Below are 16,537 nucleotides of genomic sequence, written 5' to 3' on the forward strand. Positions count from 1 at the left end.
AAAATATCGAATCGCCGAGTAGCGACGGTCTTGCACCGTGTGAGGGCGGTGGATCACAGAAACAGCGCGCTACGTGGGGGAGTAACCGGCCGTTCCGGTCACATGAAGCCGCGGTCGACCTCGTCGGTCTCGATTAAGTCCTCGAGTTCCGCGTTCAGCAGTTCGTCGGCCTCCTCGAAGCGGTCCGAGAGATCGTCGAGTTCGTCCGGGCGGTCGTACTGGTCGTACTCCATCGGGCCGAACGCGGGGCTCTCGATGGCCTCCATCACGTCGTCGAACAGATCCTGCGGTCGGGTCGGGGCGTCCGCGTGGGTCTCGAGGACCGTCTCGAGGCGCTTCGAGAGGGTCTCGGCGTGGTCCTCGTCCTCGGGCGGGGACTGGACGGCGAACCGGCCGCCGGCTTCCTCCTCCTGGGGAAGGAACGAGCCGATCTCGTCGTCCAGATTGCGCGCGACCTGGGTGCCGACGCCGCGGACCTCGTAGGGATTCTTGGCGTACGTCTTCAGGAAGAAGACGCCCGCTCGGGGATGCGCGAGGTACATGTCTTCGCCGACGCCGCCGGCGCGGTCGCCGGCGACTGCGCGCCAGTCGTCCGGGTCGACGTTCCGCTCGGTGACGTCCTCGAGTATGTCCTGCCACTCGCGAATCCGCATGTCTCGTGGTTGGATTGCGGTCGGAAAGAACGTATCGGTTGCGACGACCACCGTGTGATCCGACCGGCAAGTGATTGTGATAGTCCGGTACGCGAGAAAATTCGACCCGAATCGAACCAAAAGGAATACGACGACCGCCCCGACATCACACGTAACCGTCGCTTTCCCCATGTCCGTCCGCGAACCACTCCCCATCGTTGAACTGTTTCGCGCCACCCCGGCGACGAGTTGCCTGCTTACCCTCGGCCCGGCGGCGCTGGCGCTCGGACAGCTTTTGAACAGCTACGTCAACGGCGTGTCGCCGCTCGTGGCGATCGGCTTTACCGCGGTTATGCTCGGCTTTGCCGCCGTCGCGATTCGGCATCACGCCGCCGAATATCGGCTGCGTCGACTCGAGTCGGAGCTTTAAGCTCCCGTCTCCGGCTCCGTCGCGACCGTTCTCGCCTCGCGGGCTTCGTAGGCGTTGTACCCCGCGAGCCCGGCGATGAGCAGCCCCGTGGCGAGCGTGCTCCAGAACAGGCCGCCGGCCATCTCGAGCAGCGCCGCGGAGATGATCAGCCAGATGCCGAGCACCGCCACCAGCGACGCGACCCCGGCGCTGAGCGGGATGTCGTTGTGGAGCCGGTAGTAGTTGTAGCCGGCCGCGGCGACGACGGCGATGCCGACCAGAACGTTGTTCCACGTGGCGGCCTCGCCGACCTCGTAGACCAGAACCGACAGCGCGATCCACGCGCCGAGGACGGCGACGATGGCGCTGATGATGGGCGTGTTACGACGGCGCTCCTCGGTGACGACTCGCGTGGACTCGTCGCGGGGATCGCGGTCGTTGGGATTGTCGCCGACGCCGGTCCCGGAGTCGATATCGGCTGACGCCTCCTCCGGCCGGTTTTTCGGGCCGTCGATCCCGTTCGCGTCCGGTTCCGATCCCGTCCGCCGGTCGTCGTTCGAGTCGCTCATCTCGAGCGGCGATTCCGCTCGCGGTCCCAAAAGCGACGGCGACCGTTTCGACCGGCCGTCGGTCGCAATCGGGAGTAATCGGGGATTACTCGCAGGACTGCGGCGTTCCCGTTCGGCGGGCGACTCGAGCGGCGACCGATAGCGTTTTTGTCGACTCGGCCCGTGATGCATAGCCGTGCACGTACGCGGAACCGTCGCGGGCGAGGTCGAGGTGCGGTCGGTGTCGACGAGCTACGGCGAGACCGATCTGGCGGAAGTGCCGCTGCAGCTGACGGCGATCGAGGCGGCGGCCGCGCCGGACGGCGGCCCCGAGAGCGAGCCGCTCGCGGCCGCCGTCGAGGGTGACTCCGTCGCCGACTCCGGCCCAAACCTCGAGCCCGACCCCGAGCCGACGACGGTAACGCTCTGGAACAAGTGGACCGAATCGGCCGAACTCCTCGAGCCCGGGATGGAACTGCTCGTCACGAACGCCGAGCAAGATGAGTACCAGGGCGAGACGCAGTACAAGACGACCGGCGACTCCTACGTCGTCGTCGAGCCCTCGTTTCTGGTGAACGTAACCGCGATCCGCAACTGGGTGGAGTGTCCCCGCCTCTACTACCTGAACAAGCTCTCCGGCGTTCCGCTGAACTACCCCGTCGTCAAAGGGACCATCGTCCACGAGGTCTTCGGCGACCTCCTGCGCGGCCGGGATCTCGAGGAATCCATCGACGCCCGCGTCGACGAGCACGGCCTCGAACTCGGGCTGCTGGGGGAATCCCCCGACTCGGTCGCCGAGGACGTCCGCGAGAACGCCGGCGCGATCGAGGGCTGGCTCGAGCAGGGCCGGCTGACCGAAGAAGACAGTTGGCGCTCCGAACAACTGCTCATCAGCGAGACCTTCGGCATCCGCGGCCGCGCCGACGCGATCCGCCGGGGGGCGCCGGTCGAACTCAAGACGGGGAAGAACTTAAAGAAGGAACCGCGGTTCAAGGACAAGGTGCAGGCCGCCTGCTACGCCCTGCTGCTCGAGGAACACGGCGGCGACGTCGACACCGGGACCCTCCTGTACACGAAGAACTCGGCGCTGGACCGCAACGAGGAGACCGGCGACCTCACCCCCGCCAAGGACTTCTCGATGGGCGACGGCCTGCTGAAGTTCGTCGTCCGGCTCCGGAACGAGATCGCGGCGATGGAGACGAGCGGCGATATCCCGACCGGCTACGAGGGGTCGGCCAAGTGCGAGTACTGCTTCGAGCAGGACACCTGTATGGTCGTCTCCGGTCGCCTCGATCAGGAGTCCAAGGCCGGTCAGATCGGCCAGGCCCTGCCCGACGAGGAACTCGAGTACTTCGAGCGGTTCTATCGGGCGATCGAGGAGGAACGCCGCGAGGTCCACCGCGAGTACGCCAAGCTCTGGGAGCAGGACGCCCAGGAGCGAGCCGACGACGACCGCGCGCTGATCGACCTCGAGTTCGTCGAGAAGCGACCGCTCGAGGGCGGGCGCTGGGAACTCCGTGCGCGCCGCGAGGGCGGTGCGACATCGAAGCTCCGGGAGGGCGACCTCGTCCTCGCGAGTGACGGCCACCCGGTCCGTGGGCAGTCCGAACTCGCCCGCATCGAGCGATTGGACGACGAAATCGTCCTCACTGCCGACGAACCCGTCGAGGTCACGAGACTGGACGTCTACCCCTCCGAACTCACCACGGACCGACTGCTCGCCGCCCTGCACGACGCGCTCCTGAAGGGCGACGAGCGACGGAAAGATATCCTGTTCGGCCGCGCCGATCCCGAGTTCGAGGAGATCGAGGAGACCTTCATCGACAACAACGCGCGCCAGAACGAGGCCGTGACGAAGGCCGTCGGCGCGAAGGACTGTGCGCTGATCCACGGCCCGCCGGGCACCGGGAAAACATACACCATCGCCCGCGCCATCCGCGCGATGGTCGAGCGCGGCGAGCGCGTCCTGCTGTCGGCCTTTACGAACCGCGCGGTCGACAACGCCTTGGAGGCACTGCTCGAGCAACTCGAGGGCGTCATCGACGAAGAGCGGATCGTCCGCGTCGGCTCCGAGAGCGGCGTCCGCGACGACATGGAACCCTACCGCCTCGAGCGGGCCGGCGATCCCGAGGACCGACTCGCGGAGTTGCAGAACGCGCAGGTGGTCGCGGCGACGACGGCGACCTGCGGCTCCCGCATCATGAAGGAACAGTCGTTCGACGCGGCGCTGGTCGACGAGGCCGCCCAGTTGACCGAACCCGGTACCTGCGCGGCGATCAACCTCGCCGAGCGGTTCGTCCTCGTCGGCGACCACGAGCAGCTGCCGCCGGTCGTGCGAGCCGAAAACGACCTCTCCGAGTCGCTGTTCGAGCGGCTCGTCGACCTCCACCCCGAGGCCGGCGTCATGCTCGACCGCCAGTACCGGATGAACCAGCGCATCCAGGCGTTCGCCTCGCGGGAGTTCTACGACGGAAAACTGCGGCCCGCCGAACCCGAAGTCGCGGCCCGGACGCTGGACGACCTCGAGGGCGTTGCGCGCGCTGACCTGCCCGAACACCTGCAAGACCCCGTCTCGTTCGTCGACGTCGAGGGCGACGGCAGCCGGTACACCGACAGCGAGGAGGCCGCCCGCATCGCCGAGTTGATCGAGGCCTACGAGGCGGCCGGCCTCGAGCGCTCGGAAATCGGCGTCATCGCACCGTTCCGCGCGCAAGTGTCCGAGATTTCGGCGCACGTCCCCGACGACGTCGCCGTCGACACCGTCGACCGCTTCCAGGGCTCGAGCCAGGAGGTCATCGTCGTCTCCTTCACCGCGACGGGGTCGCTCGAGGGGCCGATCTTCGAGGACTACCGGCGGATCAACGTCGCGCTCACGCGACCTAAGCGAGCGCTCGTGCTCGTCGGCGACTCGAACGCGCTGGCGACCGATCCCGTCTACGGGCGGATGCTCGAGTGGGCGCGGCGCTGACTTCGGACCCGGTCCGCCCGAACGGTTGCGTCTCGTGAGTGTCCCGCGATGTGAACACTTACGTCGGACGCACGAAGACGCTGAGCCGACATGCGACTCGAGGCACAAAGCGCTGCGATTCGAGAGCTGTTTCCCGCCGACTACGCCGACCTCGCGCTTGCCGTCACCGAACTCGGTGGGTCGACGGGGGCGATGATCGTCCTCGCGCTGCTGTTCTGGCTCTCGAGTCGGCACCGTCGGAACACCGCGCTGATCGTCAGCTACGCCTTCGCCGGCCTCGCCCTCCTCGTGGCGCTCAAGTCGCTCATCGGACTGCCCCGCCCGCCGGACGCGGTCCTGCTGCCCGGCGCCGCGGGGGAGGCCGACGGCTACGGCTTTCCGAGCGGCCACGCGTTCGCCGCCGTCGTGGTCTACGGGGGCCTCCTCTCGGCGTTCGACCGAAGGCGCGATCCGCGGGCCGTCCTGGCGGTCGGCGCCGTCGTCGTCGCCGTCTCGCTCTCGCGGGTCGTCCTCGGCGTCCACTACCTCGGCGACGTGATCGCCGGCGCGGCGATCGGGCTCGCCTTCCTACCCGCGATGAACCGCCTCACCCGCGGCGACCCGACGCGCGGGTTCGCGATCGCAGTCGTCCTCTCGCTGTCGGCCCTCGCCGTCGCCGGCGCGACCGAGGACGCCTTGCTCGGGTTCGGCGGCTCGGTCGGCGGCGTCCTCGCCACCCTCGGCATCGACGACTACGGGGTGCCGGCGCTGCGATCGCGCCTCGAGGCCGCCACCCTCGTCGGGCTCGGGGCCGGCGGCACCGTCGGCGTTCGGGCGCTCGAGGCCGCCGTGGCGGTCGCACCGCTGCTCGCGGGCCTGTACGCGGTGCTCGTCGCTTGGATCCTGCTCGCGCCGAGCGCGGTCGCCCGCTGCTCGACCGCCGTGTTCGACTCGCTCGCGCAGCGACGGGGCGCGTCCTGAGCTCTCGCGTCCCGTCCCCTGGCGGGCCCCGATCGTGTTACAGCCACAACAATAATGACGGCTAATGGGGAATGGCTATTCGCGACAGCATGATAGGTGGGGAGACACCGCGTCCGATCGAACGGTACTTTCGGCGGCCGCAGCCGGGGCGAGCGGCCGACGGGGAGGAATCGACCGAGACCGGCCACCGGCGCCGAGCGGCCGATCTGCCGCAGCCGATCCGACTGCTCGCGCGCCCCTACGGCAGGACCGGATAACTGAGAGAACACGGCTCCGGACCGCTTCGAATCACGGTGGGTTTTCGGTCCGGCGCCTCGAGCGACGAGGGATGGGAAGTGCGGACGATCGCGAGTGAGTAGCAGCGATCGTCCGCTGCGGGTTCGTCGTTGATCCCGCGCTACGCCGACGAGTAATTCGCTCGTCCTTCCTCTTCGCTCATTCGAATCCAGTAGAGGCGGGTGTAGGGAAGGTGGATGAACCCCTCGTCCGCGAGGCGCACGCGGACGCCCTGTACCTTGCCGGAGTCGGTGATGTGGTCGGCGTCGACCGTTTCTTCGGCGAGCCCGTCCGGCCCCTCGTAGGCGATCGTTGCCATGTGTGTGGGTGGCGATCCCTATCAATAAGTTCGGGGCACGCGAATTCGGGCGTCGGTCGCTGTCCGCGACTGGACGGACCGGTCACTCGCCCTCGTCCGCGTCCGCCGCTTCCCACAGCGGATACAGATCGTCCTCGACAGGTTCCGTGACCGACTCGCCGTCGACGAGCAGCCCCGAGCCGCCCGCCGTCACGACGCCGATTTCGGCTGCCTCGAGTCCCTCGTTCGCCAGCGCCGCGAGGCAGTCGCCGACCGCGTCGCGCGGCACGGTCGCGAGCAGCGCGCCGGAGCCGAAGATCCGCAGCGGGTCGACGCCGGCGGCGTCACAGAGCCGCGCGGTCTCCTCGCGGATCGGGACGGGGTCGCGGTCGACCTCGAGTCGCACGTCCGAAGCGCGCGCGAGCTCGAGCAGACCGGCCGCGACGCCGCCCTCGGTGGGGTCGTGCATCGCGGTCGCGTACTCGCGGACGACGCGGGCGTCGGGGACGACGCTGATCTCCTCGAGGAAGGCTTCGGCCCGCATCCGAGTTTCGTCGTCGACGTCGAACTCGTCGGCGAAGTCGGCCGCGAGGATGGCCGTGCCCTCGATCCCCGCGGCCTTCGTTAGGATGATTCGGTCGCCGGGTTCGGCACCGCCGGTCGGGACGAACGACTCCGTCGCGCCCATCGCCGTCAGCGAGAGCAGCGGCCGCTCGAGTTGGTCGACGTACTCGGAGTGGCCGCCGACGATCGACGCGCCGACCTCGCTGGCGGCGGCGTGCAGGTCCTCGGTGATCGCCTCGAGAGCGGTCTGTTCGTCGGGGAGCATGACGACGACGGTCAGCCAGCGCGGATCGGCGCCGGAGGCGGCGACGTCGTTGCAGGCGACGTGGACGCCGAGGGTGCCGACCTGCGAGGCGGCCAACGAGATCGGGTCGGAACTGACGACCAGGTCGCCGCCCGGCCAGTCGATCGCGGCGGCGTCCTCGCCGTAGGCTGGCCCCTGCAGGATCGTCTCGTCGGCGTCGGGCCCGCCCGTCCGATCGAACACGTGCGCGAGTAACTCGTCGGGTGGTACCTTCCCGGGCATAGCAGGACTTGGAACGATCGACGGTTTGTACCTTCGGGATTCGGCTCGTATGCTGCCACAGGTAGTGATAGCGACCCGACCGCAAGCAGCTACTCCGACGTTTCCGACGCCAGTCCCTGCAGCGACCCCTCGCCGATCTCCTCGAGGACGTGCTCGTGGAACGCCTGCAGGGCGGCGCTCTCGTCCTCGGCGAGCACGACGTCGCTGGCCGACAGCGTCGCGAGGCCGAAGGCCCGCGGCGTCGGCGAGTCCACGAGGTGGCGTTCGACCGCGATCTCGCCCGCTGAAATCGCCTCGACGACGGCCTCGATTTCTTCGACGTTGAGTTTGTCCTCTAAGATCTCGCGGTAGGTTTCCTCGATCACCGCGAAGTTCTCGAGGTCCTCGGCGAAGCCGAGCAGCATCTCGCTGGAAACCTGCTGCTCGCTCGCGGACTTCTCGTAGCCCTTGTAGCGTTTGAGGATCATCAGCGAGCGCGTCGCGTTGATCCGGAAGTACCGCTGGAGCAGGTCCGTGCCGGACAGCGCTGCGCGCAGGTCCTCGCGCACCTGCTCGGGTTCTAAGTCCTCGAAGATCCCCTCGAGGTCGACCTTCCGGTTCAGCGGCATCGAGAGGACGAACCCGTTGTCCGCGACGGCGACGCGGACGTTGGCCGTCGCCTCCTGCGCGCAGCGGTAGGCGAGCAACCGCGAGAGGCCGTCGTTGAACTTCCGGCCGTAGGCGGAGTGGACGTAGTAGTGCCGTTCGTACTCGTCGCGGTCGCGTTCGACCTCGATCGCGAGACGACCGGGCGTGCTGACGCTCTCTGCGCCCGCGTAGCGCAGTTGATACTCGAACAGCCGCGCGATCGCCCGGACGCTGTCGTCGTCCAGCGGGCACTCGCGCAGCCACGCGCGGACCCGCGGCGGGCCACCTTCCGCGTAGTGCTCGAGGAGGTCGCCCTGGAACTCGAGAATCTCGCAGCCGAGATCGTAGGACAGCGGCAGGCGCTCCGAGTACCACGACGGCACCGTCGGCCGGGCGCTCGTGCGGTCGACGTAGACCTTCGAGCCCCGCCGGTAGCGGTACTCGAAGTGGTCGCCGCCGAGGACGAAGACGTCGCCCTTCTCCAAGGTGTCGAGGTAGTTCTCGTCGAGTTGGCCGACCCACTCGTCGCTCGCGCGGGTGTAGACGTCGCAGGTGAACGAATCGGGGATAGTGCCGATGTTCGTCATGTAGATGACCCGCGCGAGGCGGCCCCGCTTGCCGATCAGCTCCCGGCCGACCTCGAAGTCCTCGTAGTGGTGCTCGCCGTCGGGCGGGTCGTTCTCGTCGCGCCAGATTTTCGCGTAGACGTTCTTGTCCTCGAGGCCGGCGTACTCAGCGGTGAGGTAGCGGGCGAGGGATTCCCATTCTTCCTCGCTGTAGTTCCGATAGGGATAGGCGCGACGCAGAATCTCCGTCACCTCCGACTCGGGACGAACCTCTGCGATCGCCATCCCGTAGACGTGCTGGGCCGCCACGTCCTGGGCGTTTTCGGGTATCGAAACGGAGTCGACGAACCCCTCCTCGGCCTTCTTGAGCATCACGGCGCACTCGAGCAGTTCGTCTCGATCCAGGGCGATAACGCGGCCGGTGACGGTCTGGCCGACGCGGTGGCCGGCGCGGCCGATCCGCTGGAGCAGGGCGGCCACCGATTTGGGCGAGCCGACCTGCACCACGAGGTCGACGTGGGGCATGTCGATGCCCAGTTCGAGGCTGGTCGAGGAGGTAACGACGTCGAGACTGCCGTCTTTCAGCCGCCCCTCGATGTCGTGGCGGACCTCTTTCGAGAGGCTGCCGTGGTGACAGCCCGAATTGTCCTCGTCGTAGGCGTCGAATCGCTCGCGGAGGTTGTGCAGCACCCGTTCGGCGCCCGATCTGGTGTTGGTGAACACGAGCGTGTTCGTGTGCTCCTGGATGTGCTCGTGGAGCGACCGGTAGAACCGGTCCTGGACGACCTCGCGGGGCGTGTTGATCAGGTCGTCGGTCGGACACTCGAGTTCGATGTCGAACTCGCGGGCGAAGCGGGCGTCGACGATGTCGTAGTCGCGGGGCTCTCCCCCCGGCTCGTTTTGGCCCACGAGGAACTCGGCGACCTGCGAGAGCGGTTCGATCGTCGCCGAACAGCCGATTCTGGTGATGTCGTGGTCGACCATCGCCTCGAGGCGCTCTAAGCTCACCGACAGGTGGGTCCCGCGCTTACCCGCGGCCAGCGAGTGGATCTCGTCGACGATGACGTACTCCACGGTACGAAGCTTCTCGCGGAACTTGGGGGAATTGAGGAGGATCGCGAGCGTCTCCGGCGTCGTGTTGAGGATGTGGGGCGTCTCCTCGAGCATCTTCTGGCGCTCGCTCGAGTCGGTGTCGCCGTGCCGGATGGCGTGGCGGATTTCGCCCATCTCTTCGCCGTTATCGCGATCCGCGACGACCGATTCGATCCCCTCGAGGGGGACCTCGAGGTTCCGGTGGATGTCGTTGGCCAGCGACTTCAGCGGCGAGACGTAGAGGCAGTAGACCGAGTTCTCGAGGCCGTCGTCGTTCGCGCGATCCTCCGTGTACAGGTAGTTGATGATGGACGTAAACGACGCGAGCGTCTTGCCCGACCCGGTCGGCGCACAGATCAGCGTGTTCGTCCCCTCGTGGATCTTTGGAATCGCGCCCCGCTGGGGCGGCGTGAAGAAGCCCTCGTTCTCGGGGACGAACTCCCCGAACTCCTCGAGCCACCACTGTTGAACCGCGGGCTCGAGCGACGCGAAGACGTCCCCGTCCTCGATCGTCGTTGCGTCCGGATCGAAGGGGAGAGCGCCGTCGTCGACGGGCAACTCGAGACGATCGGTCTCGGTCTCGGCCATTAGTGAGGGCTGAGGGCCGGGTATGTAAGAGGGTTTGGCCAGCGGAGCGGAAGTGAAATTGCCGCGCTCGCGGATCGTCGGGCCACCGTCACGGCGTTCGGCCCCGCCGTCAAAATGACACTCGACTAAGAATTATGTCGCTGCGCGAAGACCGGCGATTATGGGACGACCGACGACCGACCGGCGTTCGCCGCCGCCGGGACTCGGGGCGATCCCGCCGGTCACCGGCGTCACGCTCGTGCTCGCGCTGATCGCGCTCCCCGCGCTCGCGTTCGCGGCGGCGGCCCTCGAGCTATCGCAACCGGTCTCGCTCGCGCTCCAGTGGCTCGTCGCGATCGCGGTCGTCGCGGTCACGGTCGGCGTCGAGGGGCGCTCGCTGTCGTCGATCGGTTTCCGACGGCCGGCGTGGATCGACCTCGGCTATCTGCTCGCGGCGGCCGCGGGCGCGCTGCTGATCTTTCTCGTCACCGGACCGCTCGTGGCGGCGCTCGGACTGCCGGTCGAGTCCGGAGCGGGCGGCATCGCGGAGCTACCGAGTCTCCCCGTCGCGCTCGCGGCGGCGGTCACGGCCGGCGTCGTCGAAGAGCTCCTGTACCGGGGGTACGCGATCGAACGACTCCTCGAGTACTCGGGCAGTCCGCTCGTCGCCGGCGGCCTCACGTGGCTCGTGTTCACGCTCGCCCACGCGGTCGCCTGGCCGATCGGGAACCTGCTGCAGGTCGCCGCAGTCACCGCGATCTTCGTGGTCGTCTACCTCAGACGCCGTACGCTCGTGCCGGTCGTCGGCGCACATGTGCTGGTCTGGGTCCTCCCGGTTCTCGGCGCGTTCTTCGCGTGACGGCGTTGCCCCGAATCGTCGTAAACCGCTCTCAGATCGCTGCGCCGATCGTCGCGACGAGGAACGCGTGCCAGACGACCGCAGCGGCTTTCGCACGGGTCGACGACGGCGGGATCGGCGGATTCCGAACGATCGCGTCGTAGACGAACACCGTCGCGAGCGCGGCGCCGCCGGCGAGGCCGGTCAGAAAGGCGACCGAGGTCGCGAGTCCGATGATCGCCCCGAGCGCGAGGCTCCCGACGATGGCGACCAGGAGCTTGTCGTAGTACTCGAAGTGCGGGGTTGCGGGGAGCACTGGCCTTCTACCTAGTCCTTTGCCGTCCGACCTTGAGGATCGCTCGTCGATTCTGAGCGAGCGGGAACCGGTCCGGATCGGGTTCGGATCAAGTGGGTAGATAGCGCGCCGTCACGGCTCCACTTCCGTCCGTTTCGGCGTCGGTCACCGAAGCCGTTCGGTTGACGACGGCCGAAAACACTATCTCCTCCGTCGTGAGCCCCAACAGCGTGGCCACCACCCTTAACCCAGCGTGAACGTCAGGGTATCTCATGAACGTAGCACAGACGTTAGTTCCGGCTCGCGCTCGCCGGAGCTATACGGCGAAACTCGGCGCGATCTTCGCGCTGGTGATCGGGGTCACGTTCGCCTTCGGCGGGGTGGCGTACCTCGAGGTAACGGCGGCGCTCGAGGCCGGCGATGCGGCCGCTGTCGGCGAGGCGGCGACGTCGGGGATTCTCGGGTTGCTCGTCCTGACGGTGATCAATCTCGGCCTCGTCGCGGCGACGGTCGGGGGGAACACGGCAGCGGCACTGTCCTCGCTGTCCACTCGGGCGACGCGCATGGGCGAGGGGGAACTCGACGTCGATCTCTCGACGCGCCGGGAGGACGAGATCGGCGACCTTTACGACTCGTTCGACGAGATGCGAACCTCGCTGCGGGAGTCGCTCGAGGAGACCGAGGCGGCGAAGGAGGAAGCCGAACGCGAGCGTGAACGTGCTGAGGAAGCCCGCGAACAGGCGGAGGAGGCACAGGCGGAAGCCGAACGCGAGCGCGAACGACTCGCCGACGTCAACGCCGAACTCGAGGCCGAGGCCGAACGTTTCGGCGAGGTGATGGCCCGCTGCGCCGACGGCGACCTGACCCAGCGCCTCGAAGCCGAAGCCGACGGCGAGACCGAGGCGATGGAATCGATCGCGACCTCGTTCAACGAGATGATGGACGGGATCGAGTCGCTGGTCGGTCGCATTCAGGGCTTCGCGACGGACGTCTCGGACGCGAGCCGGGACGTGCGTGCGAACGCCGAATCCGTAATGGACGCCAGCGAGGACGTCAGCGACACCATCGCGGAGATCTCGCAGGGGTCGGACACCCAGACCGAGAAGATCCGCGAGATCGCGGCGGAGATGGACGACATCTCCGCGACGACCGAGGAGATGGCCGCCAGCGCCGCCCAGGTCGCCGCGACCTCCCACGAGGCGGCCCAGGCCAGCGAGAACGGCCTCGAGACCGCCGAGGCGGCCATCGAGGCGATGAACGAGGTCGAATCACAGACCGACGCCTCGGTCGCGGAGATCGAGACGCTCCACGAGGAGATCCAGGAGATCGGCGAGATCACGGAGATCATCGCCGACATCGCCGAGCAGACGAACCTGCTCGCGCTCAACGCCTCGATCGAGGCGGCCCACGCCAACGACGACGGCGACGGGTTCGCCGTCGTCGCGAGCGAGGTCAAGAGCCTCGCCGAGGAGACCAAGGAGGCGACGACCGAGATCGAGGATTCGATCGATCGAATCCAGGAACAGACCCAGATGACCGTCGAGGACATCCGCGAGACGAGCGACCGCATCTCCAACGGCGTCGAGACCGTCGAGGAGACGGTCGACTCCCTCGAGGTGATCGTCGAGTCCGTCGAGGAGGCCAACACCGGCATCCAGCAGATCAACGAGTCGACGGACACGCAAGCCGAGTCGACCGAGCAGGTCGCGAGCATGATCGATGACGTGGCCGAGATCTCCGAGACGACCGCTGCGGAGGCCAACGACGTCGCGAACGCGGCCCAGTCGCAGTCGACCGCCGCCCGCGAGGTCTTCGGCCGGGTCGAGGACCTCTCCGACGGCGCCGAGACGCTGCTCGAGCTCCTGCAGGACACGCAGCTCTCGCACACGAGCGCGAACGCCGGTGGCGGTTCCGGGGCCGGTCGCGGTGCCGGCGTCGGTGCGGCCCCGAATCCGGGTGAGGGCGTATGATCGAGCCGACGCTCGTCTTCTGGCTCGGGGCGATCGGAATGGCTGCAGGGACGATCGCGTTCGCCTGGGGCAGACAGTCCGCGGCCGCCGAGTCCCGGCAGTACTACACGGTACTCGGCGCGATCAGTCTGATCGCCACGCTCGCCTACGCTGCGATGGCGATGGGCTACGGCTGGCTCTCGGTCGACGGCCGAACGGTCTTCGCGCCGCGGTACATCGACTGGATCCTGACGACGCCGCTGTTGCTGCTCTATCTCGGCTGGCTCGCCGACGTCAACCGGAATCGACTCGCGCTCGTCGCCGGCGTCAACACGGTCGTCATGGTCGGCGGCTTCGGGGCGGCGCTGCTGACCGGCACGGTCCGGTTCGCGCTGTTCGGCCTTGCCGCGGTCGCGTACGTCGGTCTGCTGTACCTGATCCTGCAACCGATGACCACCCGCGCAAGTGAACAGGCCGACGCCATCCAGTCGCTGTTCACCGGCCTTCGGAACCTCACGGTCATCCTCTGGTCCGTCTATCCGGTGATCTGGCTGCTCGGTACTGCCGGCTTCGGCCTGCTGACCCTCCCGGTCGACGTCATGCTCACGACCTACCTCGATCTGCTCACCAAGGTCGGGTTCGGCCTGATCGCGCTCAACGCCGGCGCCGCGCTCGAGGCCGAGTACGGCGACGGAGCGTCGTTCGGCGACGCGCAGGCGAGCGACGAGGTGGCCGCGTCGGCGTCGTAACGGCGACGCGATCGCGCGACTGCCGACCCGATCACGTTCGGACCAATCGTCAACCCGTTTCTCGTCGATCATCCGCCGATGTCAGCGCCAGCGCCAGCGCCAGCGCTCGAGTGCGAGCCGATCGGCGTCGTTCGAACGCCGTTCGAGACGCCCGCCGACGCGCCCAGACAAGGCCTCGAGACCGATCTCGAGGGCGAGATCGTCCTCGCCCCGGAGTACGAGCGCGCACTCGAGGGGCTCGCCGCGAAGAAGACGGTCGAGGTCGTCTGGCACGCCGATCGGGTGGAGCGATCAGCCCTGCGCGTTCGCGACGGCGAGCGAGGCGTTTTCTCGACGCGAGCGCCGCAGCGGCCGAACCCGATCTGTGTCACTACCTGTGACGTGCTCGCGGTCGAACCGCCGCGGGTGACCGTCGCCGGGGTCGATATGGTCGACGACACGCCGGTGCTGGATCTGAAGCCATCCCTCGAGTGAGCCCAGCGGCGGGGCCAAAACCCGGATCCGGCGGCCGATTCGGGCCAGCGCAATCCTTTTGCCCGGGCCGGGCGCACGCTCTCGCATGCGCGTCACCTTTCTCGGGACCGGAAGCGCCATGCCGACCGGCGAGCGCTTCCAGACCGGTATTCTCGTGCAGGACGACGGCCGAACGCTGCTGGTCGACTGCGGCTCCGGTGTCCTCCACCGGCTTCAGCAGTCCGGCGTCGGCTACGAGAGCGTCTCGACGGTCCTGCTGACCCACCATCACCTCGATCACGTCAGCGACCTCCTGCCGCTGGTCAAGGCCCGCTGGCTCGCCGGCGAGGAGCACCTCGAGATCGTCGGCCCGCAGGGGACGAAGGCGCTGGTCGACGACCTACTGTCGGTTTACGACTACCTCGAGGGGCGGATCGATCTGCGGATTCGGGAGGTCCACGAGGGCGAGTTTTCGGTCGCCGGCTTCGACGTTGCGGCCTACGAAACGCGTCACTCGGTGCCCTGTCTGGCCTACCGGTTCGACGATCGATTCACCTTCAGCGGCGACAGCGAGGCCTTCGGCGGACTGACAAACTTCGCAGAGGGGTCGGCGATCCTGGCTCACGACTGCTCCTTTCCGGACGACGTCGACGTCTCGAACCATCCGACGCCGGAGACGCTCGGGAAGGCGCTTTCGGGCCGCGACATCGGTCGGGTCTACCTCACACACTGCTATCCGCACACCGACGGGCGCCACGAGGAGATGCTCGAGTCGATCGGCGCCCACTACGACGGCGACGTGCGGTTCGCTGAAGACCTCACGACGGTTTCCATCGAGTAACGGATCGAGCGGGCGAGTGGACGAGCGGGCGAACGGATCGGTCGATCCGCAACTCGACGGCCTCGAGCCCCTACCCGTGCGGATCGCTCGATTCCGCGACGCCGTCGCGGTCGTCCGCATCGCGTCGCGTCTCGTCCGAATCGTCGGTCGGACGGCGTCGCCGATACTGCCGCCGAACCCGACCGCGGAGGTTTCGGGCCAGGATCCGGCCGGCAAACCGGAGCGTTCGACGCTGATCGCGCGAGTAAAAGTCGCCCAGTTGTTCGTCGGGGACGGTCGTCGGTTCGAACGCCGGATCGCGCAGGTTCTCGATCCCGTCGGCGAGGAGATCGATCTGGAGGGTCGCCGTGCGGTCGAACACGTCCCACAGCGTGTAACAGTCCTCGATCGTCGTTTCGTCGAACGCGACGATCTCGCCGCCGTCGATCGACTCGTCCAGTCGCTGTAACGTGACCCCGGCGGTCGATCGGCCCTCGCGGAAGATCGCCGGCGGCCCAAGTCCGCGGTAGCGGCGGATGTCCGCTGGATGGAAGCTCACGACGCCGTGGGACGGAGCCTCGAGAATCGCGCCGCGGATCAGCCCGAACCCGAACCGGATCACGACGTCGCACTCCCGGGCGATCCGGGTGACGACCGAATCGGGGAATTCGGCCCAGGCGCCGTCCACTCGCGGGGTGCACCGAACGTGTGCGGCGTCGGCGAGCGAGTCGACGTCCTCGATCGCGCGGCGGTGCCAGAGCGTCGCGTCGTCGCCGGCGATGCGGCCGAGATTGCGCTCCGCGAGGACGAGCGTCCACGCCCGTTCGCGCCGCACCAGCCCGAGAAACTGCGCGAGATCCCCGAGGCCGATCCGATTGCGACTGTTCCACGAATCGATCTCGGGGTCCGCGTTGCGAGCGTTGCTCACGACCAGCGAGATCTCGACGTCGGTCTCGGCCAGCAGGTTCCTAACGGCGCGGACCTGCCACCGGTGGAGGTACGGCTCGGTCAAGAGACCGACCGTTTCCGGTTTGGGCGATGACATATCGTTCGTTGGTTCGATCACCGCCTTTAGTCACACTCATCGTTTCAGCGGATACCCGCCGAAAATCGCCGCCCGGCGCCGATCCGAGCCGTCGAACAGTACGAACGTCGTACACGGCTCTAATCCGTAGCTACGATCCGAAGTCCGATCGAACGCACCGTTCAGACGAACGGGCGATCCGTTCGTCTCCCCGATCGGGGCGGCGATCAGTCGGCGCGTCTCAGTCGTCGTGACTGTCCCGAAAGTGTAAATAAGCAAACACGTATAAGCGGCCGCATTTTGTAGGATCATAACAACAGCATGCTCCGCCAACGTGTCGACAGTGAAGATCGAAGCAGTCCGACGGAGGCGATCG

The 16,537-nt window shown here is 67.6% G+C and carries 15 protein-coding genes; 8 read left to right on the forward strand and 7 right to left on the reverse strand.

The window, feature by feature from the left end; genetic code table 11:
- Positions 1-98: 98 nt before the first annotated feature.
- Positions 99-653 carry a hypothetical protein gene (locus ATJ93_RS04605; RefSeq protein ID WP_120243425.1) on the reverse strand — a complete coding sequence of 185 codons (555 nt, stop codon included), beginning with the start codon at positions 651-653 and terminating at the stop codon, positions 99-101.
- Positions 654-822: 169 nt separating this feature from the next.
- Here ATJ93_RS04605 and ATJ93_RS04610 point away from each other — a divergent pair, with 169 nt between their 5' ends.
- Positions 823-1,062 carry a hypothetical protein gene (locus tag ATJ93_RS04610; protein WP_120243426.1) on the forward strand — a complete coding sequence of 80 codons (240 nt, stop codon included), beginning with the start codon at positions 823-825 and terminating at the stop codon, positions 1,060-1,062.
- Here ATJ93_RS04610 and ATJ93_RS04615 read toward each other — a convergent pair.
- Entirely contained in the window at positions 1,059-1,610 is a 552-nt protein-coding gene (locus ATJ93_RS04615; RefSeq protein WP_120243928.1) for an SPW repeat protein, read from the reverse strand. The genes ATJ93_RS04610 and ATJ93_RS04615 overlap by 4 nt on opposite strands.
- 175 nt (positions 1,611-1,785) lie before the next feature.
- On the opposite strand from ATJ93_RS04615, the gene ATJ93_RS04620 reads away from it, so the two are divergent.
- Both ATJ93_RS04620 and ATJ93_RS04625 read left to right on the forward strand, forming a co-directional pair.
- Positions 1,786-4,557, forward strand: coding sequence for an AAA domain-containing protein (locus ATJ93_RS04620; RefSeq protein ID WP_120243427.1), 2,772 nt, complete (start codon positions 1,786-1,788; stop codon positions 4,555-4,557).
- Between the two features lie 90 nt (positions 4,558-4,647).
- Positions 4,648-5,517 carry a phosphatase PAP2 family protein gene (locus ATJ93_RS04625; RefSeq protein WP_120243428.1) on the forward strand — a complete coding sequence of 290 codons (870 nt, stop codon included), beginning with the start codon at positions 4,648-4,650 and terminating at the stop codon, positions 5,515-5,517.
- 397 nt (positions 5,518-5,914) lie between these two features.
- Here the strand turns inward: ATJ93_RS04625 and ATJ93_RS04635 are convergent, their stop codons facing one another.
- The 3 genes from ATJ93_RS04635 to ATJ93_RS04645 form a co-directional block, all read right to left on the reverse strand.
- Entirely contained in the window at positions 5,915-6,112 is a 198-nt protein-coding gene (locus tag ATJ93_RS04635) for a hypothetical protein (RefSeq protein WP_120243430.1), read from the reverse strand.
- 82 nt (positions 6,113-6,194) lie between these two features.
- Entirely contained in the window at positions 6,195-7,181 is a 987-nt protein-coding gene (locus tag ATJ93_RS04640; protein ID WP_120243431.1) for an AIR synthase family protein, read from the reverse strand.
- Between the two features lie 89 nt (positions 7,182-7,270).
- Complete coding sequence (locus ATJ93_RS04645) at positions 7,271-10,054, reverse strand: ATP-dependent helicase (RefSeq protein WP_120243432.1); 2,784 nt, start codon at positions 10,052-10,054, stop codon at positions 7,271-7,273.
- Positions 10,055-10,214: 160 nt separating this feature from the next.
- On the opposite strand from ATJ93_RS04645, the gene ATJ93_RS04650 reads away from it, so the two are divergent.
- Positions 10,215-10,892 carry a CPBP family intramembrane glutamic endopeptidase gene (locus tag ATJ93_RS04650; protein ID WP_120243433.1) on the forward strand — a complete coding sequence of 226 codons (678 nt, stop codon included), beginning with the start codon at positions 10,215-10,217 and terminating at the stop codon, positions 10,890-10,892.
- A gap of 31 nt (positions 10,893-10,923) precedes the next feature.
- Here the strand turns inward: ATJ93_RS04650 and ATJ93_RS04655 are convergent, their stop codons facing one another.
- Positions 10,924-11,187 carry a hypothetical protein gene (locus ATJ93_RS04655; protein WP_120243434.1) on the reverse strand — a complete coding sequence of 88 codons (264 nt, stop codon included), beginning with the start codon at positions 11,185-11,187 and terminating at the stop codon, positions 10,924-10,926.
- Positions 11,188-11,438: 251 nt separating this feature from the next.
- Between ATJ93_RS04655 and ATJ93_RS04660 the strand changes: the two genes are divergently transcribed.
- From ATJ93_RS04660 to ATJ93_RS04675, 4 genes are all read left to right on the forward strand, one after another.
- Positions 11,439-13,136: a methyl-accepting chemotaxis protein gene (locus ATJ93_RS04660; RefSeq protein WP_120243435.1), complete on the forward strand. Its 1,698-nt coding sequence runs from the start codon at positions 11,439-11,441 to the stop codon at positions 13,134-13,136.
- Positions 13,133-13,864, forward strand: coding sequence for a bacteriorhodopsin (locus tag ATJ93_RS04665; protein WP_120243436.1), 732 nt, complete (start codon positions 13,133-13,135; stop codon positions 13,862-13,864). Before ATJ93_RS04660 ends, ATJ93_RS04665 begins: the two co-directional genes overlap by 4 nt.
- Before the next feature lie 78 nt (positions 13,865-13,942).
- Positions 13,943-14,338, forward strand: a complete 396-nt coding sequence (tsaA, locus tag ATJ93_RS04670; RefSeq protein ID WP_120243437.1) for a tRNA (N6-threonylcarbamoyladenosine(37)-N6)-methyltransferase TrmO — start codon at positions 13,943-13,945, stop codon at positions 14,336-14,338.
- A gap of 85 nt (positions 14,339-14,423) precedes the next feature.
- Positions 14,424-15,158: an MBL fold metallo-hydrolase gene (locus ATJ93_RS04675; RefSeq protein ID WP_120243438.1), complete on the forward strand. Its 735-nt coding sequence runs from the start codon at positions 14,424-14,426 to the stop codon at positions 15,156-15,158.
- Between the two features lie 70 nt (positions 15,159-15,228).
- On the opposite strand, the gene ATJ93_RS04680 is transcribed toward ATJ93_RS04675, so the two are convergent.
- Positions 15,229-16,182, reverse strand: coding sequence for a formyltransferase family protein (locus ATJ93_RS04680; protein WP_120243929.1), 954 nt, complete (start codon positions 16,180-16,182; stop codon positions 15,229-15,231).
- Between the last annotated feature and the right edge of the window lie 355 nt (positions 16,183-16,537).

Origin of the sequence: Halopiger aswanensis (assembly GCF_003610195.1) — an archaeon.
GTDB classification, from domain to species: domain Archaea; phylum Halobacteriota; class Halobacteria; order Halobacteriales; family Natrialbaceae; genus Halopiger; species Halopiger aswanensis.

Coding starts and splice junctions, on each gene's coding strand:
- ATJ93_RS04605 (WP_120243425.1), bottom strand. CDS start 653: ATGCGGATTCGCGAGTGGCAGGACATACTCGAGGACGTCACCGAGCGG.
- ATJ93_RS04610 (WP_120243426.1), top strand. CDS start 823: ATGTCCGTCCGCGAACCACTCCCCATCGTTGAACTGTTTCGCGCCACC.
- ATJ93_RS04615 (WP_120243928.1), bottom strand. CDS start 1,610: ATGAGCGACTCGAACGACGACCGGCGGACGGGATCGGAACCGGACGCG.
- ATJ93_RS04625 (WP_120243428.1), top strand. CDS start 4,648: ATGCGACTCGAGGCACAAAGCGCTGCGATTCGAGAGCTGTTTCCCGCC.
- ATJ93_RS04635 (WP_120243430.1), bottom strand. CDS start 6,112: ATGGCAACGATCGCCTACGAGGGGCCGGACGGGCTCGCCGAAGAAACG.
- ATJ93_RS04640 (WP_120243431.1), bottom strand. CDS start 7,181: ATGCCCGGGAAGGTACCACCCGACGAGTTACTCGCGCACGTGTTCGAT.
- ATJ93_RS04645 (WP_120243432.1), bottom strand. CDS start 10,054: ATGGCCGAGACCGAGACCGATCGTCTCGAGTTGCCCGTCGACGACGGC.
- ATJ93_RS04650 (WP_120243433.1), top strand. CDS start 10,215: ATGGGACGACCGACGACCGACCGGCGTTCGCCGCCGCCGGGACTCGGG.
- ATJ93_RS04660 (WP_120243435.1), top strand. CDS start 11,439: ATGAACGTAGCACAGACGTTAGTTCCGGCTCGCGCTCGCCGGAGCTAT.
- ATJ93_RS04665 (WP_120243436.1), top strand. CDS start 13,133: ATGATCGAGCCGACGCTCGTCTTCTGGCTCGGGGCGATCGGAATGGCT.
- tsaA (WP_120243437.1), top strand. CDS start 13,943: ATGTCAGCGCCAGCGCCAGCGCCAGCGCTCGAGTGCGAGCCGATCGGC.
- ATJ93_RS04675 (WP_120243438.1), top strand. CDS start 14,424: ATGCGCGTCACCTTTCTCGGGACCGGAAGCGCCATGCCGACCGGCGAG.
- ATJ93_RS04680 (WP_120243929.1), bottom strand. CDS start 16,182: ATGTCATCGCCCAAACCGGAAACGGTCGGTCTCTTGACCGAGCCGTAC.